Source organism: Stenotrophomonas sp. STEN087 (assembly GCF_056759115.1).
Map to the genome: position 1 here is coordinate 22,444 of NZ_JBRRCR010000019.1, position 19,516 is coordinate 41,959.

Sequence of the window (19,516 nt, forward strand, 5' to 3'; positions counted from 1 at the left end):
CACAGCGACAACGGGGGATCGCATGGGCACCACCAGCACGCCGCGCGGCGTACGCAACAACAATCCTGGCAACATCGACCGCACCAGCACGCCGTGGCAGGGTGAGGATCGGTCCGCCGCCGCGATCGCCCGCGAGCAGCGCTTCTGCGTGTTCCTGACCCCGCAGGCCGGGTTCCGCGCTCTGGCGAAGACCCTGCTCACCTACCAGCGCAAGCACGGCCTGCGCACCGTGAAGGAGATCATCGGGCGCTGGGCCCCGCCAGTTGAGAACAATACCGGTGCCTACGTCCAGCAGGTTGCCGCAGCGGTTGGCGTTGCGCCTTCTGAAATCATCCGCTTGGACAACGCGGTCACCCTGAGCCGTCTGGCTACCGCTATCGCCAAGCATGAAAACGGTGGCATGTACTGGCGCCAGGATGTGATCGACACCGGCGTTGCAGAGGCGCTGCGCTGATGGTCGGCGGCGGCGTCACTGCCACGGCACCCTGGTGGGCTGCGGGCAGCGTGGTAGCGCTGTGGGTGCTACGCGAGACGTGGACGGCTTTCCTCGCGCACAGGAAGGAGCGCACGGAGACCGACGCTAACGTGGATCTCATCAAGGGCCTTTCCGAGCGAATTGGGTTCCTGGAGCAGCGTGTCACTGCTCAGGACGAGCGGCTGCAGGCCGAGATGCAGATGCGCCTCAAGGCGCAGGAGGACGCAAGCGCACTGCGTATTCGCGTCCGCCAGCTTGAATCCACGCTGCGCGGCCTTGGCGCTGTCATCCCGCCCGAAGACCCGGTGGTGTCCGCATGATCCGCGCCCTCGTCGTCGCCATCCTCCTGCTGCTGGGCGTCGTCGTCTGGCAGCGCGGCTCGGTTTCGATCGCGCACCGTGCGGCCGACCAGGCCGCGTCGAGCCGTGATGCCATGGAAGGCGAGCGTGACGCTGCCCGCTCCGCTGCCGATGACGCAGCGAAGACCCTGAAGGCAGAGCGCAGCAGCGCCGCTGCCGCGAACGCCCTGGCCTCCCAGTACGAAAAGGAAAAGAACGATGCACAGACGGCATCTGATCGCCTTGTCGCTGATCTTCTCAGTGGCAACAAGCGCCTGCACCAGCGTTGGCAAGCGTCAGTCGCAACTGCCGAGCTGTCCGCGGCCGCCGCTGCCGCCAGCCAGCCTGATGGTCGAGCCGACGACCGAATTGAAAGTGTCGGCCGAGCTGTTGGCGCCGCCGCCCAGTGCGACGCCCAGGTGAGGGGGCTGCAGGCCTATGCGCGACTGTGTAGCGCCGGGGTTGAATGATGAGCCAGATCAGGCTTGCCGTTGACGCAGACAACATGCTGGGGCGCCAGTTCAGCGAGCTTGAGCGGAAGAATCTGACGTTCGCTGTGATGCAAGCCTGCAACGCTACGGCATTCGACATCCGGCAGCAGTGGGAGGCAATGGCTGGACGGGTGTTCGACCGGCCAACGCGCATGACGCAACGCGCCGCGCAGTACCGCAAGGCCACGAAGTCCAAGCTCTTTGCTGAGGTCTATCTGCGAGATGAGGCAAGCAACGGAACGCCGCCTGCCAAGTACCTGCTGCCGCAGGTGGATGGTGGTGCGCGCCGAAAGAAGGGATTCGAGGTTCTGCTGCAGCAGCGCGGCGCCATGCCCCCGGGCATGTTTGCGGTGGCCGGTGATGGCGCGGATCTGGACCAGTTTGGCAACGTGCGCCCACGCCAGGTGAGCCAGATCCTCTCCCAGCTCGGCGCTCGCCAGGACGCGCTGCAGAACCAGACAGAAACCAGCAAGGCCCGGCGGCGATCGAAGCGCAGGCGCGGCGGCGAGTACTTCGCGCTGCAGGTGCAGCGTGGGAAGCTCCGGCCCGGCATCTACGAGCGCATTGCGACCGCGTGGGGCTCAGCGGTCCGCAGCGTGTTCATCTTCACGCGAGCTGCCAACTACACGCCCCGTTACAACATCTTCGGCCTTGCGCAGCGGGCGTGGGACAAGCTGATGCCGTTCCACTTCAACCGCGAACTGTCCAAGGCTCTGGAAACCTCGAAGTACAGGGGGCGCTCGTGAGCCAGAAGGCATTCCTAGCTGACTTTGATCGGCAAGCGGTGGCAGCGTTCGGTGCCGCTGGGATCGCCGACCTTGATGCTGTCTACATGCCACGTGGGGGCGGTGCTGGCGTCCCTTGTTCCGTGATGGTCGACCGTGGCACGCAGGCCTTCGGCGATGACCTGATGCCGGTGGCAGCCAGTGACGTTGTGATCAGCCTGTTCCGTGCGGAAGTGGTTGGCGAGCGCGATGGCGTGGTCGAGGTGGACGGGAATCGCTTCAAGCTGAAGGACAAGCTCTCTGATGACGGATCGCGGGTCCGCTGGACGGTATCCAATGCCTAGCCCAACGCCGCGCCGCAGGCTTCTCGAAGCGTTTGCCGCGAATCTGGAACAGGCATTGAAGGCCGCCGACTACTGGTCCGATGTCGGCTTGGTCGTGACGCTCGAACCAGGCCAGCTTGATCCGGAGTATGTGGACGATGGCTTGGCCGTCTACATCGAGCGCCAGGAGCGCTCGCCGGAGCCGGCCACGGCCCGAACGCACCGACTGACCACCATCGGTGTCCTGGTGAAGCGGGTCGCCCATAGCGCCGCAGAGGCCCGGCTGGACGAGGTGGTGGATGACATCGAACGGAGCCTCGATAGCCGGCCCAGTACGTGGCCGGCTGGCTTTACCGCCCCGCAATACCAGTCAATGGAGCCCATGAGGGCGCCCGCTGGCGCCGACTGGGTCGGCGCACTGCTCCGCTACACCTCGACCATTCCTATTCGTTGACGGCCGCCCTGCGGCATTACCCGGAGAAATACCCATGACCATGAAAGACCAGAGCTACCTGGGCAGCGGCAAGGTACTGGCACGCGAGTACGGCGTGCCGGGCCCGTTCATTGACGTCGGGAACTGCTCGGCGCTGAACTTCAGCCCCCAGACCAATGCCATCACCCTGGCGGATCACACCCAGCCGGGCGGCGGTGAACGCAACCGTGTCGACAGGCTGACCGGCGTCGAGATGTCCTATACGTTCCACGACTTCGCGCCCGAGAACCTGGCGCGTGCACTTCGCGGCACCGTCACCAATGTGGTCGCCGGGAATGCCGTGGATGAGGCCGTGGTCGGTTACAAGGGCGGCCTGGTGCCGCTGCTGCGGATCGCTAAGGAGATCACTTCTGTCAAGCCTGCAAGTGGCAGCACGAACTACACGGCCGGCACCGATTACGTGTTGCAGGACGGCGCGTTGTTCATTCCCGCGGACAGCACCATCGTGGACCCGGTTGGTGGCGTTGCGAACCTGAAGGTCACGTACGCGTTCGGCGCGCAGTCGGTCCTCCAGCCCATCGTCACTGCGGCGAAGCAGTACCAGCTGCTCTTCCTGGGCCTCAACGAGGCGCAGAGCGGTAAGGCCGTTCGCATCCTGGCGCACCGCGTGTCTGGCGGTGTGATGGCGCAGTTCTCGGCTATCGGCGATGAGCACGGCGCCGGCGAGGTGACCGGCGCCCTGATGACTGACTCGTCCAAGGGAGCCGGCCTGTCGCGGTACTTCGAAGTGGTGCAGGAGGTGATCGCGTGAGCGACGGCCGCGCCGATGAGATGGAGGTGCTGGCGGCCGCCAGCACCTCGGTTCAGTACCAGGGCGAAGTGCTGGTGATTTCCCCGCTTGCCGTTGGCCTCATCCCTTCGGTGGTCCGCGAGCTGCGTCCGGTGGTGGCGACCCTTCGCCCAGCCGGATCGGCAGATATCGCCTTGGAGATCGAAATCAGCCCCGAGCTGGTGATGGATCTCATCGCTGACCACGCCGGTCCGCTCTTCGCCGCGACCGCAATCTGCGCGGGTCGGGACGTGCAGTTCGTGGAAAAGGGTGATCCGGCCGAGTTCATCAGCCTGGTCCTGAAAGTGGTGGAGGTGAACCGGGATTTTTTTACTCGGCAGATCAGCCCGCTCCTGGTCGCCCTGCGCACGCGGATTCGTGGGGCTGGGCCGACGCCATCCAGCTCCTGATCCAAAGCGGTCACGCTCTGGGCTGCATCAAGGGGTACACCCTGGCGCAGTTCAGGGCGTTCACCGAGGCGGCTGCCCTAGCGAGGCGCCGCTGGCTGGCCGAGGAGCTGATGAATCTCCGGGCCGCGCAGTTCGATGCACCCGAATACACGGCATACCTGAACAAGCTGACGGACTGAAATGTCAACGACTGCCCCGAATCTCCGCGTACGCATTTCTGCCGACATCAACGACATCAAGCAGGGCTTGGCGTTGGTGCGTTCGGAGGTGGCTGCCTTCAAGAAGGAGGCGGCGAAGTCTATCGACCTCAAGGGCATCACGGATGGTTTTGGGCAGCTGCGCAACCTGGTCGGTGGGCTCTTTGCGGGTGTGACGGTTGGCAGTGTCTTCAGTGCGCTGATCACCGAAACCCGTGACGCTTCGAACGAAGTCGCCCAGCTGAGGGCGGTTCTGGCGTCGACAGGGCAACAGGCAGGATTCACCGAGCAGCAGCTGATGAAGATGGCCAACGGCATGGCCGATGCCACCACGCATTCGGCTGGTGAGATCGTCAAGGCCCAGACCCGGCTGCTCTCCTACACCGGGATTGTTGGCAAGCAGTTTCCCCAAGCTCTGCAGATGGCCATCGATCAATCCGCTCGCTTGGGCGAAAACATCGAGCAGTCCGCTGAGACGATCGGTAAGGCGTTGGACAAGCCGTCGCAGGGCGTCACAGCGCTGACAAAACAGGGCTTCAAATTCACCGAGCAGCAAAAGCAGCAGATGAAGGTCATGGAGGCCACCGGTCGGACTGCGGAGGCTCAGCAGATCGTCCTGGACGCGATGGCCGAGAGCTATGCCGGTGCCGCTGCGGCGGCCAGGAACACCTTTAGTGGCGCCCTGACCGCTGTTGGAAACTCGCTGCGTGACCTCCTGGACGGTTCTGGAAGCGCCAACCTCAGTGGGGTAACCCAAGCGCTCAACGAGCTTGCCCAGGCGCTGGCAGGGCCGGAGATCAAGGCGGCGTTCTCGCAGATCGCGACTGGCGTGCTTGGCGCGGTTGCGGCGTTCGCCAAGTTCATGGCGCAGGATGGTGTTGGCTACCTGCGTCGAATCATCAGTACTTTTGTCGAGGTGGTGAGGCACGCTGAATTGCTTGCCGTGGCGGTAGGCACCACGCTCGCCGGGCGCGCGGTGCCCGCGCTCATTGCGGGGGTCCGAATCGCAATCGGCTGGCTGGTGAGCCTGCGGGCCGGTCTGTTCGCATCGACTACGGCCGCACAAGGTCTCAAGGCGGCACTGGCTACGGTTGGTGGTCCAGTTACGCTTGCAATCACTGCGCTGACGACCGCGCTCTACTACCTGTACCAACGCACCCAGGACGCGAAGGAGGCAGCGGAGGAGCACGCGCGTGTCCTCAAGCAGGTTAAGGATCTGAGCAAGCAGTCGCGCGACGCGGCTTTCGAGCTCGCTGCAGCAAAGCGGAACGAGGCCATTGAGACATTGCGCGCGGCTAAGGCGCACTTGGAGGCTGCGCGGTACGAATCGCAAGCCACCGGGTTCGCTGCGGGTGGCGGTGGACCACTTGGTGGAGCGCGGGTATCGCTCGGTGAGAACGATCCCCGCGTGACGCGTGCGAAGGCCATGGCCCATGTGGCGCAGAAGAGCCTCGATGAGATCGATGCGGCTCTGTTCGACATCATGACTACCGGCATTGATCAGATCCTCAAGCCGGTGGTTGAGGGGGTCGAGGGTGGTGCCACTGCGATCGCCAAGTCCAACGCAACCATGCTTGATGCGGTTCGCCGTTCCCTGGCGGAGCTGGATCGCCTGTATGAGGCGAATGGCGTGTCCATCGCGGACTACTTCTCCAAGCGCCTTGCCCTGCAGCAGCGGGCTATCGATCTGGAGCTCGAGCAAGCAAAAAGCGAGCAGGCCCTTGCTACAGATGCGGCTGCGCGGAGGCGTAGCGAGGAGCAGATTGTCAAGCTGCAGCGCGACCGGGCCGAGCTTGCTGTGCAGGCGGCGCAGGATCAGCAGAAGGCCGAGGAAGGCCTTGCGAAATCGTTGGCCGAGGTGAAGGGCCGGCTGCTTGAGCTGGACGGTGAAACGGGCGCGGCAGAGAGGCGGCAGCTGGAAGCGCAGTACAAAGGCCTGTTTGATCGGCTTCGGGCTGAGGGTGACAAGACGGGGCAGGCGCTGGTGACCAGCCTCATCGATCGCTTGGTGGCAAAGTCCAAGACCGATGAGCTGCGCGAGGCGATGGGGCGCATCACGGCCCAGCTGCAGGGGCGAGAGACGGCCATTGGAGCTCAGGTCGGCGGCCGGATGTTGGGCTATGGAGAAGGTGAGGAACAGCTCGCCCAAGCCCGTTCCAAGGCCCTAGCAGATCTCCAGGCGCTTCGGGTTGCTGCCGTCGATGCCATGGCTGGCTATGCCCAGGGATCGCCGGAGCAGACCGCGGCCCTGGCCGGCCTGCAGGAGATCGATACACAGATCGGCACTATTGCCGCGTCCCAGCAGGTCTGGCGGCAGAAGATCGAGGACACAGCGAGCAGCGCGTTTGGCGACTTTTTGGCGGACTTGACCACCAGTACGAAGGGCTTCAATGAATCCTTCAGCGACATGGTCAAGAGCTTCGTGGCTGGCGTCGCCCGGATGGTGGCGCAGGAGGCTGCTCTGAGGGGCATTTCCGCACTGTTCGGATCGTGGGGGCAGGGTGCGTCTGGCAGCACACAAGGCGGCTCCACCGTGGTTGCGGGAAAGAGACACACTGGCGGTCGAGTGGGAACCGGTGGCCCGCGCGTCAGCTTGCCGATCAGCCCGATCGCATTGGGCGCCGCCCCGCGCTTCCATACCGGCGGCCAGCATGGTCTGCGTGCAGATGAGCGCCTCACCGTTCTGCAGACCGGCGAGCGGGTTCTCTCGCGGCGCCAGACGGCTGCCTATGACGCCTCGATGCGCGGCGGCACCGGGAGCGCGGGCCGAGGGGACGTGAGCGTCTACATCGATGGCGTTAAGGGGGAGTCCGGCGCTGTCCAGACTGAGGTTGACAGCTCCGGCAACCTGGACATCAGCATCACGCTGCGCGATCTGATGCGTAGCCAGATCCGTGGCGGGGCCTTCGACAACGATTTCCGCAGCCGGTATGGGTTGGCCTACAGGGGGAGCCGCGGTGGTTGATCTCTACATGCCATCGAGCATCCCGGACCCGGAGAACGAAAGTCTGGAGTTCGTACCGTATGGCGAGGATGTCTTGCGGTCGCCCATGGGGGCGGGAACAAAGACGCGCCCGATCCGGACCGGCTCCCTCGAGACGTTCAAGTGCCGGCTCTACTTGGAGCCGGCCCAGCTCAAGACGCTGATGGACTTCTACAACATCAGTGCCCGGCGGGTGCTTCCCTTCTACTGGTGGGATTGGCGTTGGCCTGGTGATGGTCAGCGCTACGCCACCTACAAGTTCATGGCTCGCCCGAGCTATGCCAAGTGGGAGGACATGTGGCGGGTGGAGATCAACTTGCTGATTGTCGCCAGCTATGAAGGGCAGTTCCTGCTCGACTTCTACGATTCCAACAACTGGCCGACGACCTGATGCCCCGTGTGCTCTCGGCTGCGGCCGCCAAATCGATCCTGGCAGAAGACACCGCCGAAACCTGGCTGTGCCTGCTCACCATCACCCATCCGGATCTGCAGACGATCCGAATCGTCAACAACACCGAGCCAGTGGCACGGGGAAGTACCGTCTGGCAGCCGTACCCGTTCGAAGCATCGTTCCCCGACGACACTGACGACGCGACGCCCAACGTCACTCTGCGCATCGACAACGTCGACCGCGACATCACCCGGCAGATCAAGGCGCTGCAGGGTCCGCGGCCGCAGGTGCGTCTGGAGGCCGTGCTGGCGAGCCAGCCCAGCGTGGTGGAGATGGGGCCGTTCAACTTCTCCGTGCTGCAGGTGGACTTCGACATCATGGAGCTGGGTGTGCAGCTCGGCTACCAGGAAGATTTCCTCAACCAGGGCGTGCCCGCGCAGACCTACACGCCATCCAATTCGCCCGGGCTGTTCGTATGAGGAAGTGGATCGGCATCCAGTACAAGGGCGACAAGTTCTGCCGGGAGTTCGCCCGCATGGTGCTGGCCGAACAGGGCATCCCTATGCCTGATGTGTCGGCACCGGCCGATGCGACTGGCTGGTCCCAGGTCGAGATGCCTAAGCGCTTCGACGTGGTCGTGTTCAACAGCGCAGGCAGGCCGTGGCACGTCGGTGTGTGCATGGGCAGCGGCGACTTTCTGCACGTGGAGCTGGGTCGCACCAGCCGCATCGAGCGGCTCGGCTCCCCCATGTGGGAGGCGCGCATCGCTGGCTTCTATCGATATATGGGGAAGAAGGATGAATGACGTTCCGCTGCACCTGCGAGGGCACGAGTTCGACGTGGCAGGCGTGGTCTACGCCCAGCCCGGGCAGACGCTGCTGCAGATGCTCAGGGCTGCCGCCGGCGGCGCGGAGATCTCCGCCGACGTCGTTGTGCGGGTGGGTGGCTATCAGGTGCCGCGCGAGGCCTGGGCGCGGCTGAGGCCAAAGGCCGGTGTCCGTGTCGACGTGCTGCGTCAGGGCCTGGCCAAGGGCGGTGCACGCCAGATCCTCGCCGCGGTGGCGATGATCGTTGTGGCTTACTTCGCACCCGGTTGGGGTGCCGCGCTGGCAAAGGGCGCCGGGTGGAGCGCTGCCGCCGGCAACGCGATCGCCTCGGGCATCACCCTAGCCGCTTCGCTGGCGGTGAATGCGCTGGTGTCTGTGCCGACCCCCGCCGGCGGCGGATCTGAGACACAGAAGGCGTGGAATGCGCTGACCGGCAACTCCAACCAGATCAACCCCTACGGGGTCATCCCGCTGGTGCTGGGGGAGCATCGCCTGTTCCCGCCGCATGCAGCGATGCCCTATACCGACGTGGTGGGCTACACCGCCTACCAGTGCTGCATGTTCGACTTGGGCTTCGGCCTCATCACCGTGTCCGACATGCGCATCGGTGACACCCCGGTGGAAAGCTTCAACGCGTTCTGGTGGGAGCTGAACTGGCCTGGCTCGGCGGCAGCCACTCTCTACACCAACGACATCGATGAGCAGGCCGTCAATGCGACGATGAACAGCGAGGGCGACCAGGTGACGCGCACTACCGCGCCTGGCGTGGACGCCATCAGCCTTGACCTGTTGTTCTCCAACGGCCTGAAGGTTTTCGGCGACTCGCTGGACAAGGGCTGGCCCATGTGGGTGCTGTGGCGGGTGGAGTACCGCGCTGTGGGCACGACCGCCTGGCTGCCGCCGCCGACGCCGCGGCTGTCCAAGCTGGTCAGCAGTTGGACGCCCGGCGCGAGCGAGTACCCAACCACCGCGCCTGGCCCTGGCCTCTTCCTGACCTGGGACCAGACGCGCGATCCCTTCGCATCGGGCATCGCGTGGGACGTGGCCAATGGGCAGTACGAAGTGCGGGTCACGCGGGTGGCGCGGAAGAACCAGACCAACCGGACGTGGGCAGACGGGGCGATCTGGACCTCGTTCCGCAGCATCCGCTATACCAACCCCAGCACGACCGGCACGCTCAAGCTCAACGTGCGCGTGAAGGGCACGGACCAGCTGTCCGGGACGCTGCAGTCGTTCAGTGTGCTGGCCCAGCCACACATCCCAGTGTACCGACGCAGCTCGAACACCTGGGCGACCCAGATGTCGCGCAACCCGGCGTGGGTTGCCTATTGGCTGATGACGCAGAGCCCGGCACTGGCCGAGCACGTGCCGGCTTCGCGGATCGACCTGAATTCCTTCGCGGACTTCGCTGCGTTCTGCGACGCCAATGAGCTCGAATGCCGGATGGTGGTAGATGCCCAGCTGACGGCGAGGGACCTCCTGAGCAAGGTACTGGGCACGGCTTTGGGCGATATCGGTAACCGGGACGGCCGGTATTGCGTGGTCTTCGACCGGAACGTCAGCGAAGCGACGGCGGAGCTGTCGCCCCTGGACATCAAAGAGTTCAGCGCAAGCCGGCAGTTCATCAAGGTGCCGCACGCGCTGAGGGTGCAGTTCAAGAACCCAGACGCGGACTGGCAGGATGATGAGATCATCGTCGTCCAGGACGGCTACAGCTATCGCGGCCGTGACGCTCGGGGCCAGGCCTCGGCCGATCCGGAAGCCACGCTGTTTGAGACCTTCCAGCTCGAGCAGGCCATGCTGCCGCAGCAGGCATGGCGCCTGGCGCGTTACCACCTTGCCCAGGGTCTCTACCGCAGCACCGTCTACAGCTTCACCACCGACATCTCCGGGCTGGGCATAGTCCGTGGGGATGTGGTGGACGTCGCCCATGACGTGGCCGAGTGGGGCACGGGGTGGGGCCGGGTGTTGAGCTTGACCACTGGTACGCCGGACAGCGCCGAGGGCGCCACCCTGAAGCTCGACACAGAGATCTACAGCGATCCTACCAAGCTGTACGGCATCCAGACGCGCACGGGGAACGGCGGCAAGCGCAAGGTGAACTGCAGGCCGCACAGCGCGTTCAGCGACACGTTCTACTTGGACAGCAGGCCAGCAGGTACGGTCGCTGGCGACCGGGTTGTGGTCGGCGAGCGCGGGATCGAGATGACCACCCTGATCATCACCGGGGTGAGGTACTCGGAAGATCTGTCGTCCTCGTTCACGGCTGTGGCGTATGACGCCCGCGTTGCCCCTTACTGGAAGAACCCGCCGGCGGAGATCATCAGCGAGGTGAGTGGCCGCAACTACGGCCTGCCGGCGGCGCCGCAGGTGACCGTCGCGGTGTCGTCGCCCGTCAACGATGAGGTGGACGATGCGGGTATTCCCACCGCAGTGGTCCGCATTGGCACGGCGCCGCGGCATGGCTACGCCACGGTTATGACGGAGGCGCTGTAATGTCGGTTCCAATCGCCTCGTACGAACTGCGCTTCCGCGCGCTTGGTGCGCCAGATGCGGCCTGGCAGTACCGCAGCCAGGTAGCCAACACCGTGTTTGTGGTGCGCGAGCTGCAGCGCGGTACGCCCTATGAGCTGCAGATGCGGTCTATCGGTACCAACGGACGCGCCTCCGCATGGGTGGATGTGGCTGTCGATGTGCCGGACACCAATCGAATCGGCGCTGCCGCACTGCCGAACATCGGCAACCAGCAGTCAATGTGGGACATGACGACCTCGGTGACCTTTGCCGCGTCCAGTGACGCCGAGGGCGCATCGGTGGCCACAGTCAGCGTGACCGCTGGGACGCTCATCATTGGTTCCGTCCAGGTCGCATACGCCGCCAGCAGCGCCACCCTGACCGGCACTGCTGGGCAGAAGGTCACCGTCTATCTCTACTACGTCGATCCGCAGCTGGCCGGCGGCAGCCGACAGCTGATGTTGACCACGAACATCGTCGAAACCGCCAACGCCAACGGCAACGTGGCAATCAGCTCCCTCCAGATCACCTTCCCGGCTGCCGGTTCCTCCGGCAGTGGCGGTGGTGGCATCGGCGGCGGCGGCGGTAGCGGCGGCTCCAGAAATCCTGCGTTTGAGGAAGTTCCGCTATGAGTTATGTGAAGAGAGAAGGCGTGCTGGTTGCCGAGGGCGAGACGGCGGTCGAGCTGGACACCGGAGAGCTGGTGGCCGTGGTTTGCACGCGAACGCTGCTGGGCGGGCAGATCCTGTTTCGGGGTAGGGCTCGCGCTGTGACCTCCGATGGCGAGGCAGTGGTTGGCGCTGATGGACAGCCCATCTCGCGGGAGTTCCAGCACACCGACCCGAGGCCGGACAAGGCCAACGAGGTGGCCAGGGATGTCCTGCTGGCCCTGCTGGGCGAGCCGCCGGAGCTGGTTGTCTGGTCTGGCCAGGTGCTGCTGGACGTGAGCATTCGCCAGGCGCTGCAGCTGGCCAACATAAATACCGGGGCGGTGGACGCCTCGGCTGTTCTGTAAGGGGGAGAGATGACGACGATTGATGGACGGCAGGTAATCCCTGCATCGGACCTGCCGCAGCGATATGCGGGCGTGGATGATGCGCTGCTGGGTGTGGTTCGCGCTGGTGATGTGCTGGCGGCCTTCCGCCTTAACGAGCTGCCGACACCCAAACAGGCTCAAGCGCAGATCGACGCGCTGACTGCGGGGCAGCAGTCGAACGCGATCTACGCGGACACGCTGGCTCAGCTGCAGGCAATCGCGGGCACCTATGTGGGTCAGGGCGCCTTCGTAAACAACGGCTCCGGCGCTGGACAGTACATCTGGAATGGCGCGTCCTGGGTGTTCTCCCGGGCCGACCTGCTGAGCCAGAAGGCCGATCGTTCGGAACTGCTGCTCAAGGCGTCCAACTCGCTGGTGGCCACCAAGATTGATGCGGTCATGGTTCCGTTCGAGCAGTTCAGCTTCTACGCTGCGAGCGATGACCTGGTGCCGATCGGCGCGATTGACCCGGTGACGGGCGTCCCGCTGGCTGCGTTTCGCGTGTCCACTGGCGAACTGCTCGCTTGGTTCGCCCCGGACAATCCCAGCATCAACAACATTGCGCTGGCCAATCTGGCCAAAGCTGTTCCGGAAACGGCCCGCCTCTTCACTGTCGATGGGGACATCGTTCCTCTGCTGGCCACCCGAGACCCGAGTGACGGAAAGGTCTACCCGCTGGTGTACTACAGCATCAGCGAAGATCGGCTCTACCCTGGCAGTGGAGGCGAGGCCGCCGCCGCTGACGATGGGAACGTCGCCTACATCGACAACGGCACCTTGCGAAGCGTGGGCGGCCTAGGTGATCGAGTCGTGGATGCAGATGCGTCGCGCGTCTGGCTTCAGGTGCAGACTGAGGGCGGCGCCGGCAAGGGGGTGTTCCGGGATCTGCAGGGCGCGGCGCATGCCGTGCGCGTCGCGCTCGGATCGGGCAATCGATACCCGGTCGACGTGGTTCGTGGCATCTCCGGCTCTGGACAGTCCAACGCCGCTGGGCAGGCGGGATCGTCCAACCGGTCCATCGTCTACGGAGAGCTCTACGAGTTCCCCAGCAAGCTGCTGATGCCGGCCACCGCTGCCAACAACGTCTGGACGGGCACGCCCACCCAGGGCGGCCTTTCCACTGAACTGGTCCCTTCCTCGATCACGGGCCTGGCGAGGCTGCGCAGCGCCATCGCATCGACCAACCAGCACGGCACTGTGGCCGAAGAGGCCGCTGGACGTAGCTACGTGCGCCGCGCGGCGGCGGAGTTGAACGGGTGGGCCCCTGCTGTGGTGGTCTGGACGAACGGTGAAGGAGGGCAGTCGATTCAGAACATGATGCCTGGCGCCCCGGCCGGCTTCTTCTATTTCGCCAACGTGGTCGCGACCGTTACCCGCATCACCCAGATCCTTGCAGCGCAGGGGAAGCGGTTTGCTCACGCCTGGCTGAACATGGCGCAGATGGAGAGCAATTCGGCTGATGCTCTGATCGGAGACAAGCACTACAGCCTGCTTCAGGCACATCAGGCTGCCATCTATCCGATTACCGGGCAGACCATCCCGCTGCGCATGATGACCAGCCAGATGAGCAGCTTCATCGGAGGCTCCCAGTCGCCCCGGTCGGTGCTGGATAAGGCGCTGGCCATCGAGCAGAAGTGGGGCGACTTCTGGTGCCTCGGGCCCACGTACTGCTACCCCTTCCACAGCGACTTCCTCCACAACACCAGCGTCGGCCATGCCATGCGGGGTGAGTTCTTCGACAGGGCCGTGGAGGTGATGGAACGCACGGGGTACTGGCGCCCGCTGCACATGGTTTCCGCCACCAGGATCAGCGCGACCCAGATCCAGGTGGAGCTTAGCGAGCCTGCAGTGCGGGACGCGGCGTGGGCGGTGTCGGACATTGCGAACGCCGGCATCTCTGTCGACGTTGGTGCGGTCGAGTCAGTCACGGTCAGCGGTAGCCAGATCACCATCACGGTGCCGGATGCCGCAGCGGTCTCACAGGTCGGCGCTGCGGTCGTAGGGCACACCAGCGGCGTACCTCGAGAGGCAGCAACCATCCCCCGTTCCACCATCCGCAGCGTCGCATCCATCGGGCAGTGGAGCCCGGAATGCGGCGGTCTGCAGATGCACAAGGCGCTGTGTCACCAGCTCATTTCTATCGGAGGTTGATTCATGCTTCAGGTACTTCTTCCCACCCTGGAAGGCATCCCCCGCCGGCCGGGTGTTCCGCCTCTGAACCCGTCCAGCCTGAAACCCGTCTACCCCATTCGCGGCGAGGATGGTGCGCTGGATCACTTCCTGTTCGGCGGCAGCGACGACTCACTGTATGGCCTGAAGGGAGTTGCGGCGTTCGCCCCCGCTGCCGCAGCTCCTGTCTTCCAGGACAACTACATCACCACGGTCGACGGCGTGCTGAATGGCTTGGCCAGCAACATCGCAGAGTCGCCGGCATTCACGGTGTGCATGGTCACCCGGTACGACGTGCAGAATGGCAAGGCCGTGATCTACGCCGGGACGACTCAGGCGGCAAACGGGGACGCAAAGGGCTGGGGCTTGCTGCGCGGGCCGACCTCGGACACCATCCAGCACCTGCTGCGTCCGAATGGGTCAGGCACGGCGATGCCGGCGAGCAACATCCCCAGCGCGTTGGGCAAGTGGATCTTCCTCTGCATGCAGGTGGATGGCCCCGCGAAGACCTGGCGCTGTTCCGTCGGTGGCGCAACTGCAGTCAGCGGGACGATGGCGAGCGCCTATGCCGCTTCTGCCCGGGGCTTGGGTATCGGCAATGCGTACTACGCGCCACCCACTGGCACGCCATACGATCGCGGCGTGTCAGTAGCCGAGGTCATCGCGTACGACCACATCGTCTCCCCGGAGGACTTGGCCGCCATCTATGCCAGGTCGAAGAACATTCGTATGGCGGATCGAGGGATCGAGGTCTTCTAACCCAAGGTGCGCCTTCGGTCAGCTGTCGCAGAGCTCGAAAGTTGAAATAGCTCCATGAAACAGGGCACTGCCCGTGTGCCGGCAAGCACCCGGGCAGTGCCGCAACACAGGTGATCTCAGCACCTGGCATTGGCCGCGTCCCTGTCGCCCTCGAGAGCGGCTGGGATTGTCGGCCCCACCCATCGCAAAACCTGAGATCCCATGATCAAGCCCATCATTTCCTGGCCGGGCGGCAAGCGCCGACTCCTGAAGCACCTGTATCCACACTTCCCTGAGCACGACTGCTATGTGGAGGCATTCGCCGGCGGCGCCGCCTCCCTGCTCATGCGTCCGTACCCGGCAGCGACGGAAGTACTCAACGACATCAACGGCGAGCTGGTCGGGCTGTACCGTTGCGTCCGGCATCACCTGGACGAATTCGTGCGCATGTTCCGCTGGTCGCTGGTGTCGCGGCAGATGTTCGAGTGGGCGCAGATGGAGCGCCCCGAAACCCTGACCGACATCCAGCGGGCGGCTCGCTTCTACTACCTGCAGAAGCTGGCATTCGGCGGCAAGGTGCAGGGGCAGACGTTCGGTGTGGTGACCACGGGAGGTCCGCGGCTCAACCTGCTGCGGATCGAGGAAGAGCTCAGCGCGATGCATCTGCGCCTGGCCAACACCATTATCGAGTGCCTGCCGTGGCAGGACTGCGTGCGACGCTATGACCGGCCCGGCACGCTGTTCTATCTGGACCCGCCGTATTGGGAGACTGAGGGCTACGGCGTCGACTTCCCCTTCAGCGAGTACGAGGCGATGGCAGAGCTGATGCGCAGTGCTGCTGGCCGGTTCGTCGTGTCGATCAACGATCACCCACAGATCCGCGAGGTGTTCGCTGGGTTCGACCTGGTGCCGCTGCAGCTCGATTACACGATTGGCGGCGGGCAGGGCCGGGGGCGCAAGTTCGGTGAGCTGATCATCAAGAGCTGGGACGATAGGCAGGCAGCCCTGCTGTAAGGCTTAGGCGACAGGCTCCACCAGCCCCTCGGTGTTGCTGCGTGCGTTATCAGCGCCCGCAACGACGCCGCGTGTCCTGACTTGTCGGCAGCTGATTTGCTATGTGCAGGGCCACAGCCACGGGGGTGGCCCCGCAGGAAAACAGGTCTGAGGCAGCCCTTCAAAACGGCTGCGACAAGTGTCCACGTCGCCTTGCTCAATAGCTGCGGCGTTACGAACCGCCTACAAAAATTTGTCCAAAACAGATTCAAAAAAATCTAACCAATTGAAATAAAAGGTAAAAATCTAAAAATCTCACGAATCGAGATTTGTTTATCACGGGTGGTTGATTTTCGTAAAAGGCGCAAGTAGGATCTCCCCATGATTCGGAGGCAGGCATGGCTGAACAACTCGACCCGACGAAAGGTGTTTCACCCGCATACGGCTCTTTCAAGACGCTGGTGAGCTTCGCGAACTCGATTCGTGATGGGGGCCATGTCCCTATGCAGATCGATAGGACGTTGATGGGCAGCCTGTCTGGATCTGGCAAATCTGAGACGATGACTGCGCTCAAATTTCTTGGCTTGGCGGCAGGCGACAAGCCTGTGAAGCCTACGGCTCTGTTTGAACAGTACGTGATGGCCGAAGATGCCGAGCGCCCGGCGGTGCTTAGGAAGATCCTTGAGGATGCCTACGCATTTTTACTTAAGGCGCCGGACTTCGACATTGAGCGCGCTAGTACTGGACAGGTCTCTGATTTGTTCCGTCAGCAAGGCGTCCAGGGCAGCACAGTTGTAAAGGCAATAAGCTTCTTTCTGTCAGCAGCAAAGGAAGCCGGAATTAAGGTCTCGCACAACGTAAAGCCGCCCAAACTTTCGTCTGGTGTCTCGAAGGCGAAGAAAGAAAAGCGGGTCGATCCAACCCCGGAGCCTGCTGTCGCACTACCTGCGGCTGTCACGGACGCTCAGCGTCCCAACACCCACAGGTTTGAGATACCGATCCCTGGCAAGCCGAGTGTTTCCGTAATTGTGCCTGACGACATGGATGCTGATGATTGGGAAATGCTCAGCCAGATGTTTGGAATCTATGTTGCGAGGTGGAAGAAGTACCCAAACGGAAGTGGATCTTCGGCCGATCAATTTGCATAGCGGTAGGCCAGCATCCACAAAGCAAAAAAGGGCGATGGCCGGCAAGCCATCGCCCTCGGTTGCAACGATTTTTTAACAAATGACAAGGTGGTAAGGCACCCCTCTGTCACCTGAAGCGTCCTAGCGGGGACGGCGAAACGATATCTGGATTGCCGGCTTCAGGCAACTATTGCCTTCAATCTCAGTTGAAGGAAATTACGACGATGGAACCATTCGTCGCTCCACCTGGCTACACATGGGTGTTCTGCATGTCGTTCAGGCACTACATCACCGGGAAGCCGGTTTTCCGTAAGGATGGAAAGCCGTTTGCGTTCTTGGTCCGCCGAAAGTAACACTCGGCTGACCGCTGCGGAAACTGAAAGCCCCTCCCTTAACCGGGAGGGGCGATGCCGTCGCTATAGAACCTCGCACCGGCCAGCCCGGTCCCTGCGTGCTTGTACCTCTCCAACTCAGCAGCGCGCTATGGGTATTTCCTGAACGGAAGTGGTGTAGTTCGGCGAGACCATGTGCTGCCTCATGCCCCACGCTGGCCGCGCCTGCCAACCTGATGCGCCAAGGCCCGCCGTGCCGCGCCCGAACTTCTGGTTGATCCGATCCATGGTGGCCATCAGCCTCTCGTTGCCGACCACCGTCGGCCCGAATAGATCTTCCTGCAGCTCATCCGGCCGGGCCAGGTCGAGCAGCGCCACCCCGGCCTTCTTGTACCCGATCCCGTCGCGAAGCAGGCCGCGCAGCAGCTTGCGCACGACACCCAGCACCACGGTGGTGTCTGCGGTCGACGCGGGCAGTCCCACGGTCCTACTGGCGTTGTGCTGCCGCAACTCCGGCCGGAACACGTCGGAATGGGCGAACACCCACACGCCGGCGGTGACCAGGCCCCGGGCACGCAGCTTCTCGCAGGCGCGCACGGCGAAGGTGGCCAGCGCCTGGGCTACGGCTTCGTGGTCCTCGACTCGGTCAGCGAACGAACGGCTGACCATGATCTGCTGCCGGTCCGGCTCCACCTCTTCCAGCTCCATGCAGGGGTGCCCCTGCAGCTCGCGCTGGGTACGCGCGAGCGTTACCCCGAAGGTGGCCAGGATGTCGTCCGCCGGTGCATCGCGCAGAGCGGCTGCGGTGCTGATGCCCATGGCTTCCAGCCGCGGCGCCAGTCGGCGACCAACACCCCACAGATCCCCGACGGGGAACATCTGCAGCACCGAGTTTCGGTAGGCCGCGTCCCCGAGGTCGATCACGCCGTCGGCGCTCTTGGCCACCTTGTTGGCCAGCTTGGCCAGCGTCTTCGTCGGCCCTATGCCGATGCAGTTGGGTATGCCGGTCCATCGGTGCACGCGCTGCCGCAGATCCCGGGCGAACCGCTCGCGGTCCCGCACGCCCTCCAGATCGATGAAGCTCTCATCGATGCTGTAGACCTCCACCCGGGGTGCGGCTTCTCGCAGGATGGTCACTACGCGGGCGCTCATGTCGCCGTAAAGACCGAAGTTGGCCGAACGCATCTGCAGGCCATGGCGACGCACAAGGTGCTTCAGCTCATGGGCCGGCTGGCCCATCTTGATGCCCATGGCCTTGGCCTCGGCCGAGCGCGCGATTGCGCAGCCATCGTTATTGCTCAGCACCACGAGCGGCACGCCGCGTAGCGCCGGCTGAAACACGCGTTCGCAGCTGGCGTAGAAGTTGTTCCCGTCAACGAGCCCGAACATAGGGGCCTCGGCGCCTCATCTGGCGGACCACGCCCACAACGGCGAACACCTCGACCTCAGTGGGCTGTTCCAGGACGATGGGCGGGAAGTCTGGGTTGGCCGAATGCAGCTCCATGTGACTCTCGAACAGCTGCAGCACCTTGCAGGTGGGCTGGTTGCCATCCCATATGGCAATGACCAGGTCACCGGCTAGCGGCGTGACTGAACGGTCCACCACCAGGATGTCCCCATCACTGATGCCGACGCCGCTCATGGACCAGCCATCGGCCCGGTACAAGAACGTGGCGGCCGGGTTGCGCACCAGCAGGCGGTGCAGATCGATCGCTTCATCCATGAAGTCGTCGGCCGGCGACGGGAAGCCCAGCCGCGCGCGTACTGCGGCCATTGGCACGAACTGCACGGGGCCGTCGATCATCGCCGGACCGAGAGCCAGGGCAAGGGTGGTGGGGTAGGGAAGGGACTGCATGGCGCGTACTCTGAGATTGGCGGGTCTCACCCGCCGCGACGGCGCGGATGTTAGTACAAATACTAACTAGCGGACAGGCAAGGAACCTTCGCGAAGGTGAACTGCTTTCCAATCGGATGGCTTATCGGGTGCCAATGCGATCTAAGTCACGGAAAAGTAAGGATATGCGTAGGATTGCAAATCCGTTTACAGCGGTTCGATTCCGCTTGAGGCCTCCAATTGAAAAGCCCTGACTCCGGTCAGGGCTTTTTCTTTGCGCGGCCCCCTGCCAAACCGCACTCCTCTCCAACAAGCACCCCTGCTAACGTCCGCCGTCACACTCGGGAAGAG

Annotated in this window: 21 protein-coding genes; 19 read left to right on the forward strand and 2 right to left on the reverse strand. The window is 63.8% G+C overall.

Translation table 11 applies throughout. From position 1 onward, the window contains the following. The first annotated feature begins 22 nt into the window (after nucleotides 1–22). The 19 genes from ACVOK1_RS07405 (at nucleotide 23) to ACVOK1_RS07495 (ending at nucleotide 17,020) form a co-directional block, all read left to right on the forward strand. Nucleotides 23–454: a structural protein P5 gene (locus ACVOK1_RS07405; RefSeq protein ID WP_481561606.1), complete on the forward strand. Its 432-nt coding sequence runs from the start codon at nucleotides 23–25 to the stop codon at nucleotides 452–454. Nucleotides 455–585: 131 nt separating this feature from the next. Beyond that, a complete protein-coding gene (locus ACVOK1_RS07410) occupies nucleotides 586–795 on the forward strand; it encodes a hypothetical protein (RefSeq protein ID WP_313203719.1) in 210 nt (69 codons plus the stop codon). Then, nucleotides 792–1,283 (forward strand): lysis system spanin subunit, encoded by a 492-nt coding sequence (locus ACVOK1_RS07415; protein ID WP_481561607.1) that lies wholly within the window; start codon nucleotides 792–794, stop codon nucleotides 1,281–1,283. Before ACVOK1_RS07410 ends, ACVOK1_RS07415 begins: the two co-directional genes overlap by 4 nt. Then, nucleotides 1,283–2,050, forward strand: a complete 768-nt coding sequence (locus ACVOK1_RS07420) for a hypothetical protein (RefSeq protein ID WP_481561608.1) — start codon at nucleotides 1,283–1,285, stop codon at nucleotides 2,048–2,050. The genes ACVOK1_RS07415 and ACVOK1_RS07420 overlap by 1 nt, the downstream gene beginning before the upstream one ends. Next, nucleotides 2,047–2,373: a head-tail joining protein gene (locus tag ACVOK1_RS07425; protein WP_481561609.1), complete on the forward strand. Its 327-nt coding sequence runs from the start codon at nucleotides 2,047–2,049 to the stop codon at nucleotides 2,371–2,373. Before ACVOK1_RS07420 ends, ACVOK1_RS07425 begins: the two co-directional genes overlap by 4 nt. Nucleotides 2,374–2,428: 55 nt before the next feature. Then, nucleotides 2,429–2,806, forward strand: a complete 378-nt coding sequence (locus ACVOK1_RS07430; RefSeq protein WP_481561610.1) for a hypothetical protein — start codon at nucleotides 2,429–2,431, stop codon at nucleotides 2,804–2,806. Nucleotides 2,807–2,840: 34 nt separating this feature from the next. Further along, nucleotides 2,841–3,596: a phage tail tube protein gene (locus tag ACVOK1_RS07435; protein WP_481561611.1), complete on the forward strand. Its 756-nt coding sequence runs from the start codon at nucleotides 2,841–2,843 to the stop codon at nucleotides 3,594–3,596. Then, a complete protein-coding gene (locus ACVOK1_RS07440; RefSeq protein ID WP_481561612.1) occupies nucleotides 3,593–4,024 on the forward strand; it encodes a hypothetical protein in 432 nt (143 codons plus the stop codon). Before ACVOK1_RS07435 ends, ACVOK1_RS07440 begins: the two co-directional genes overlap by 4 nt. A gap of 180 nt (nucleotides 4,025–4,204) precedes the next feature. After that, the gene (locus tag ACVOK1_RS07445) at nucleotides 4,205–7,186 is read left to right on the forward strand and encodes a phage tail length tape measure family protein (RefSeq protein ID WP_481561613.1); all 2,982 of its coding nucleotides are present in this window, start codon (nucleotides 4,205–4,207) and stop codon (nucleotides 7,184–7,186) included. After that, complete coding sequence (locus ACVOK1_RS07450; RefSeq protein WP_481561614.1) at nucleotides 7,179–7,595, forward strand: hypothetical protein; 417 nt, start codon at nucleotides 7,179–7,181, stop codon at nucleotides 7,593–7,595. Before ACVOK1_RS07445 ends, ACVOK1_RS07450 begins: the two co-directional genes overlap by 8 nt. Continuing rightward, nucleotides 7,595–8,074, forward strand: a complete 480-nt coding sequence (locus ACVOK1_RS07455; RefSeq protein WP_481561615.1) for a DUF1833 family protein — start codon at nucleotides 7,595–7,597, stop codon at nucleotides 8,072–8,074. The genes ACVOK1_RS07450 and ACVOK1_RS07455 overlap by 1 nt, the downstream gene beginning before the upstream one ends. Beyond that, nucleotides 8,071–8,400: an NlpC/P60 family protein gene (locus ACVOK1_RS07460; RefSeq protein ID WP_481561616.1), complete on the forward strand. Its 330-nt coding sequence runs from the start codon at nucleotides 8,071–8,073 to the stop codon at nucleotides 8,398–8,400. Before ACVOK1_RS07455 ends, ACVOK1_RS07460 begins: the two co-directional genes overlap by 4 nt. Then, the gene (gpJ, locus tag ACVOK1_RS07465; protein ID WP_481561617.1) at nucleotides 8,393–10,918 is read left to right on the forward strand and encodes a TipJ family phage tail tip protein; all 2,526 of its coding nucleotides are present in this window, start codon (nucleotides 8,393–8,395) and stop codon (nucleotides 10,916–10,918) included. Before ACVOK1_RS07460 ends, gpJ begins: the two co-directional genes overlap by 8 nt. Next, the gene (locus ACVOK1_RS07470; RefSeq protein WP_481561618.1) at nucleotides 10,918–11,568 is read left to right on the forward strand and encodes a hypothetical protein; all 651 of its coding nucleotides are present in this window, start codon (nucleotides 10,918–10,920) and stop codon (nucleotides 11,566–11,568) included. Before gpJ ends, ACVOK1_RS07470 begins: the two co-directional genes overlap by 1 nt. Beyond that, nucleotides 11,565–11,951 carry a hypothetical protein gene (locus ACVOK1_RS07475; RefSeq protein WP_481561619.1) on the forward strand — a complete coding sequence of 129 codons (387 nt, stop codon included), beginning with the start codon at nucleotides 11,565–11,567 and terminating at the stop codon, nucleotides 11,949–11,951. The genes ACVOK1_RS07470 and ACVOK1_RS07475 overlap by 4 nt, the downstream gene beginning before the upstream one ends. Nucleotides 11,952–11,960: 9 nt before the next feature. Next, nucleotides 11,961–14,123, forward strand: coding sequence for a hypothetical protein (locus ACVOK1_RS07480; RefSeq protein WP_481561620.1), 2,163 nt, complete (start codon nucleotides 11,961–11,963; stop codon nucleotides 14,121–14,123). Between the two features lie 3 nt (nucleotides 14,124–14,126). Then, on the forward strand, nucleotides 14,127–14,900 hold the full coding sequence (locus ACVOK1_RS07485) for a hypothetical protein (RefSeq protein WP_481561621.1): 774 nt from the start codon (nucleotides 14,127–14,129) through the stop codon (nucleotides 14,898–14,900). A gap of 201 nt (nucleotides 14,901–15,101) precedes the next feature. Beyond that, nucleotides 15,102–15,893: a DNA adenine methylase gene (locus ACVOK1_RS07490; RefSeq protein ID WP_481561622.1), complete on the forward strand. Its 792-nt coding sequence runs from the start codon at nucleotides 15,102–15,104 to the stop codon at nucleotides 15,891–15,893. Between the two features lie 377 nt (nucleotides 15,894–16,270). After that, the gene (locus ACVOK1_RS07495; RefSeq protein WP_481561623.1) at nucleotides 16,271–17,020 is read left to right on the forward strand and encodes a hypothetical protein; all 750 of its coding nucleotides are present in this window, start codon (nucleotides 16,271–16,273) and stop codon (nucleotides 17,018–17,020) included. Nucleotides 17,021–17,469: 449 nt separating this feature from the next. Here ACVOK1_RS07495 and ACVOK1_RS07500 read toward each other — a convergent pair whose 3' ends face one another. Together ACVOK1_RS07500 and ACVOK1_RS07505 are read right to left on the reverse strand one after the other, a co-directional pair. Then, complete coding sequence (locus tag ACVOK1_RS07500; RefSeq protein WP_481561624.1) at nucleotides 17,470–18,720, reverse strand: Y-family DNA polymerase; 1,251 nt, start codon at nucleotides 18,718–18,720, stop codon at nucleotides 17,470–17,472. Beyond that, entirely contained in the window at nucleotides 18,704–19,186 is a 483-nt protein-coding gene (locus ACVOK1_RS07505) for a LexA family protein (RefSeq protein ID WP_481561625.1), read from the reverse strand. Before ACVOK1_RS07505 ends, ACVOK1_RS07500 begins: the two co-directional genes overlap by 17 nt. Nucleotides 19,187–19,516: the final 330 nt, after the last annotated feature.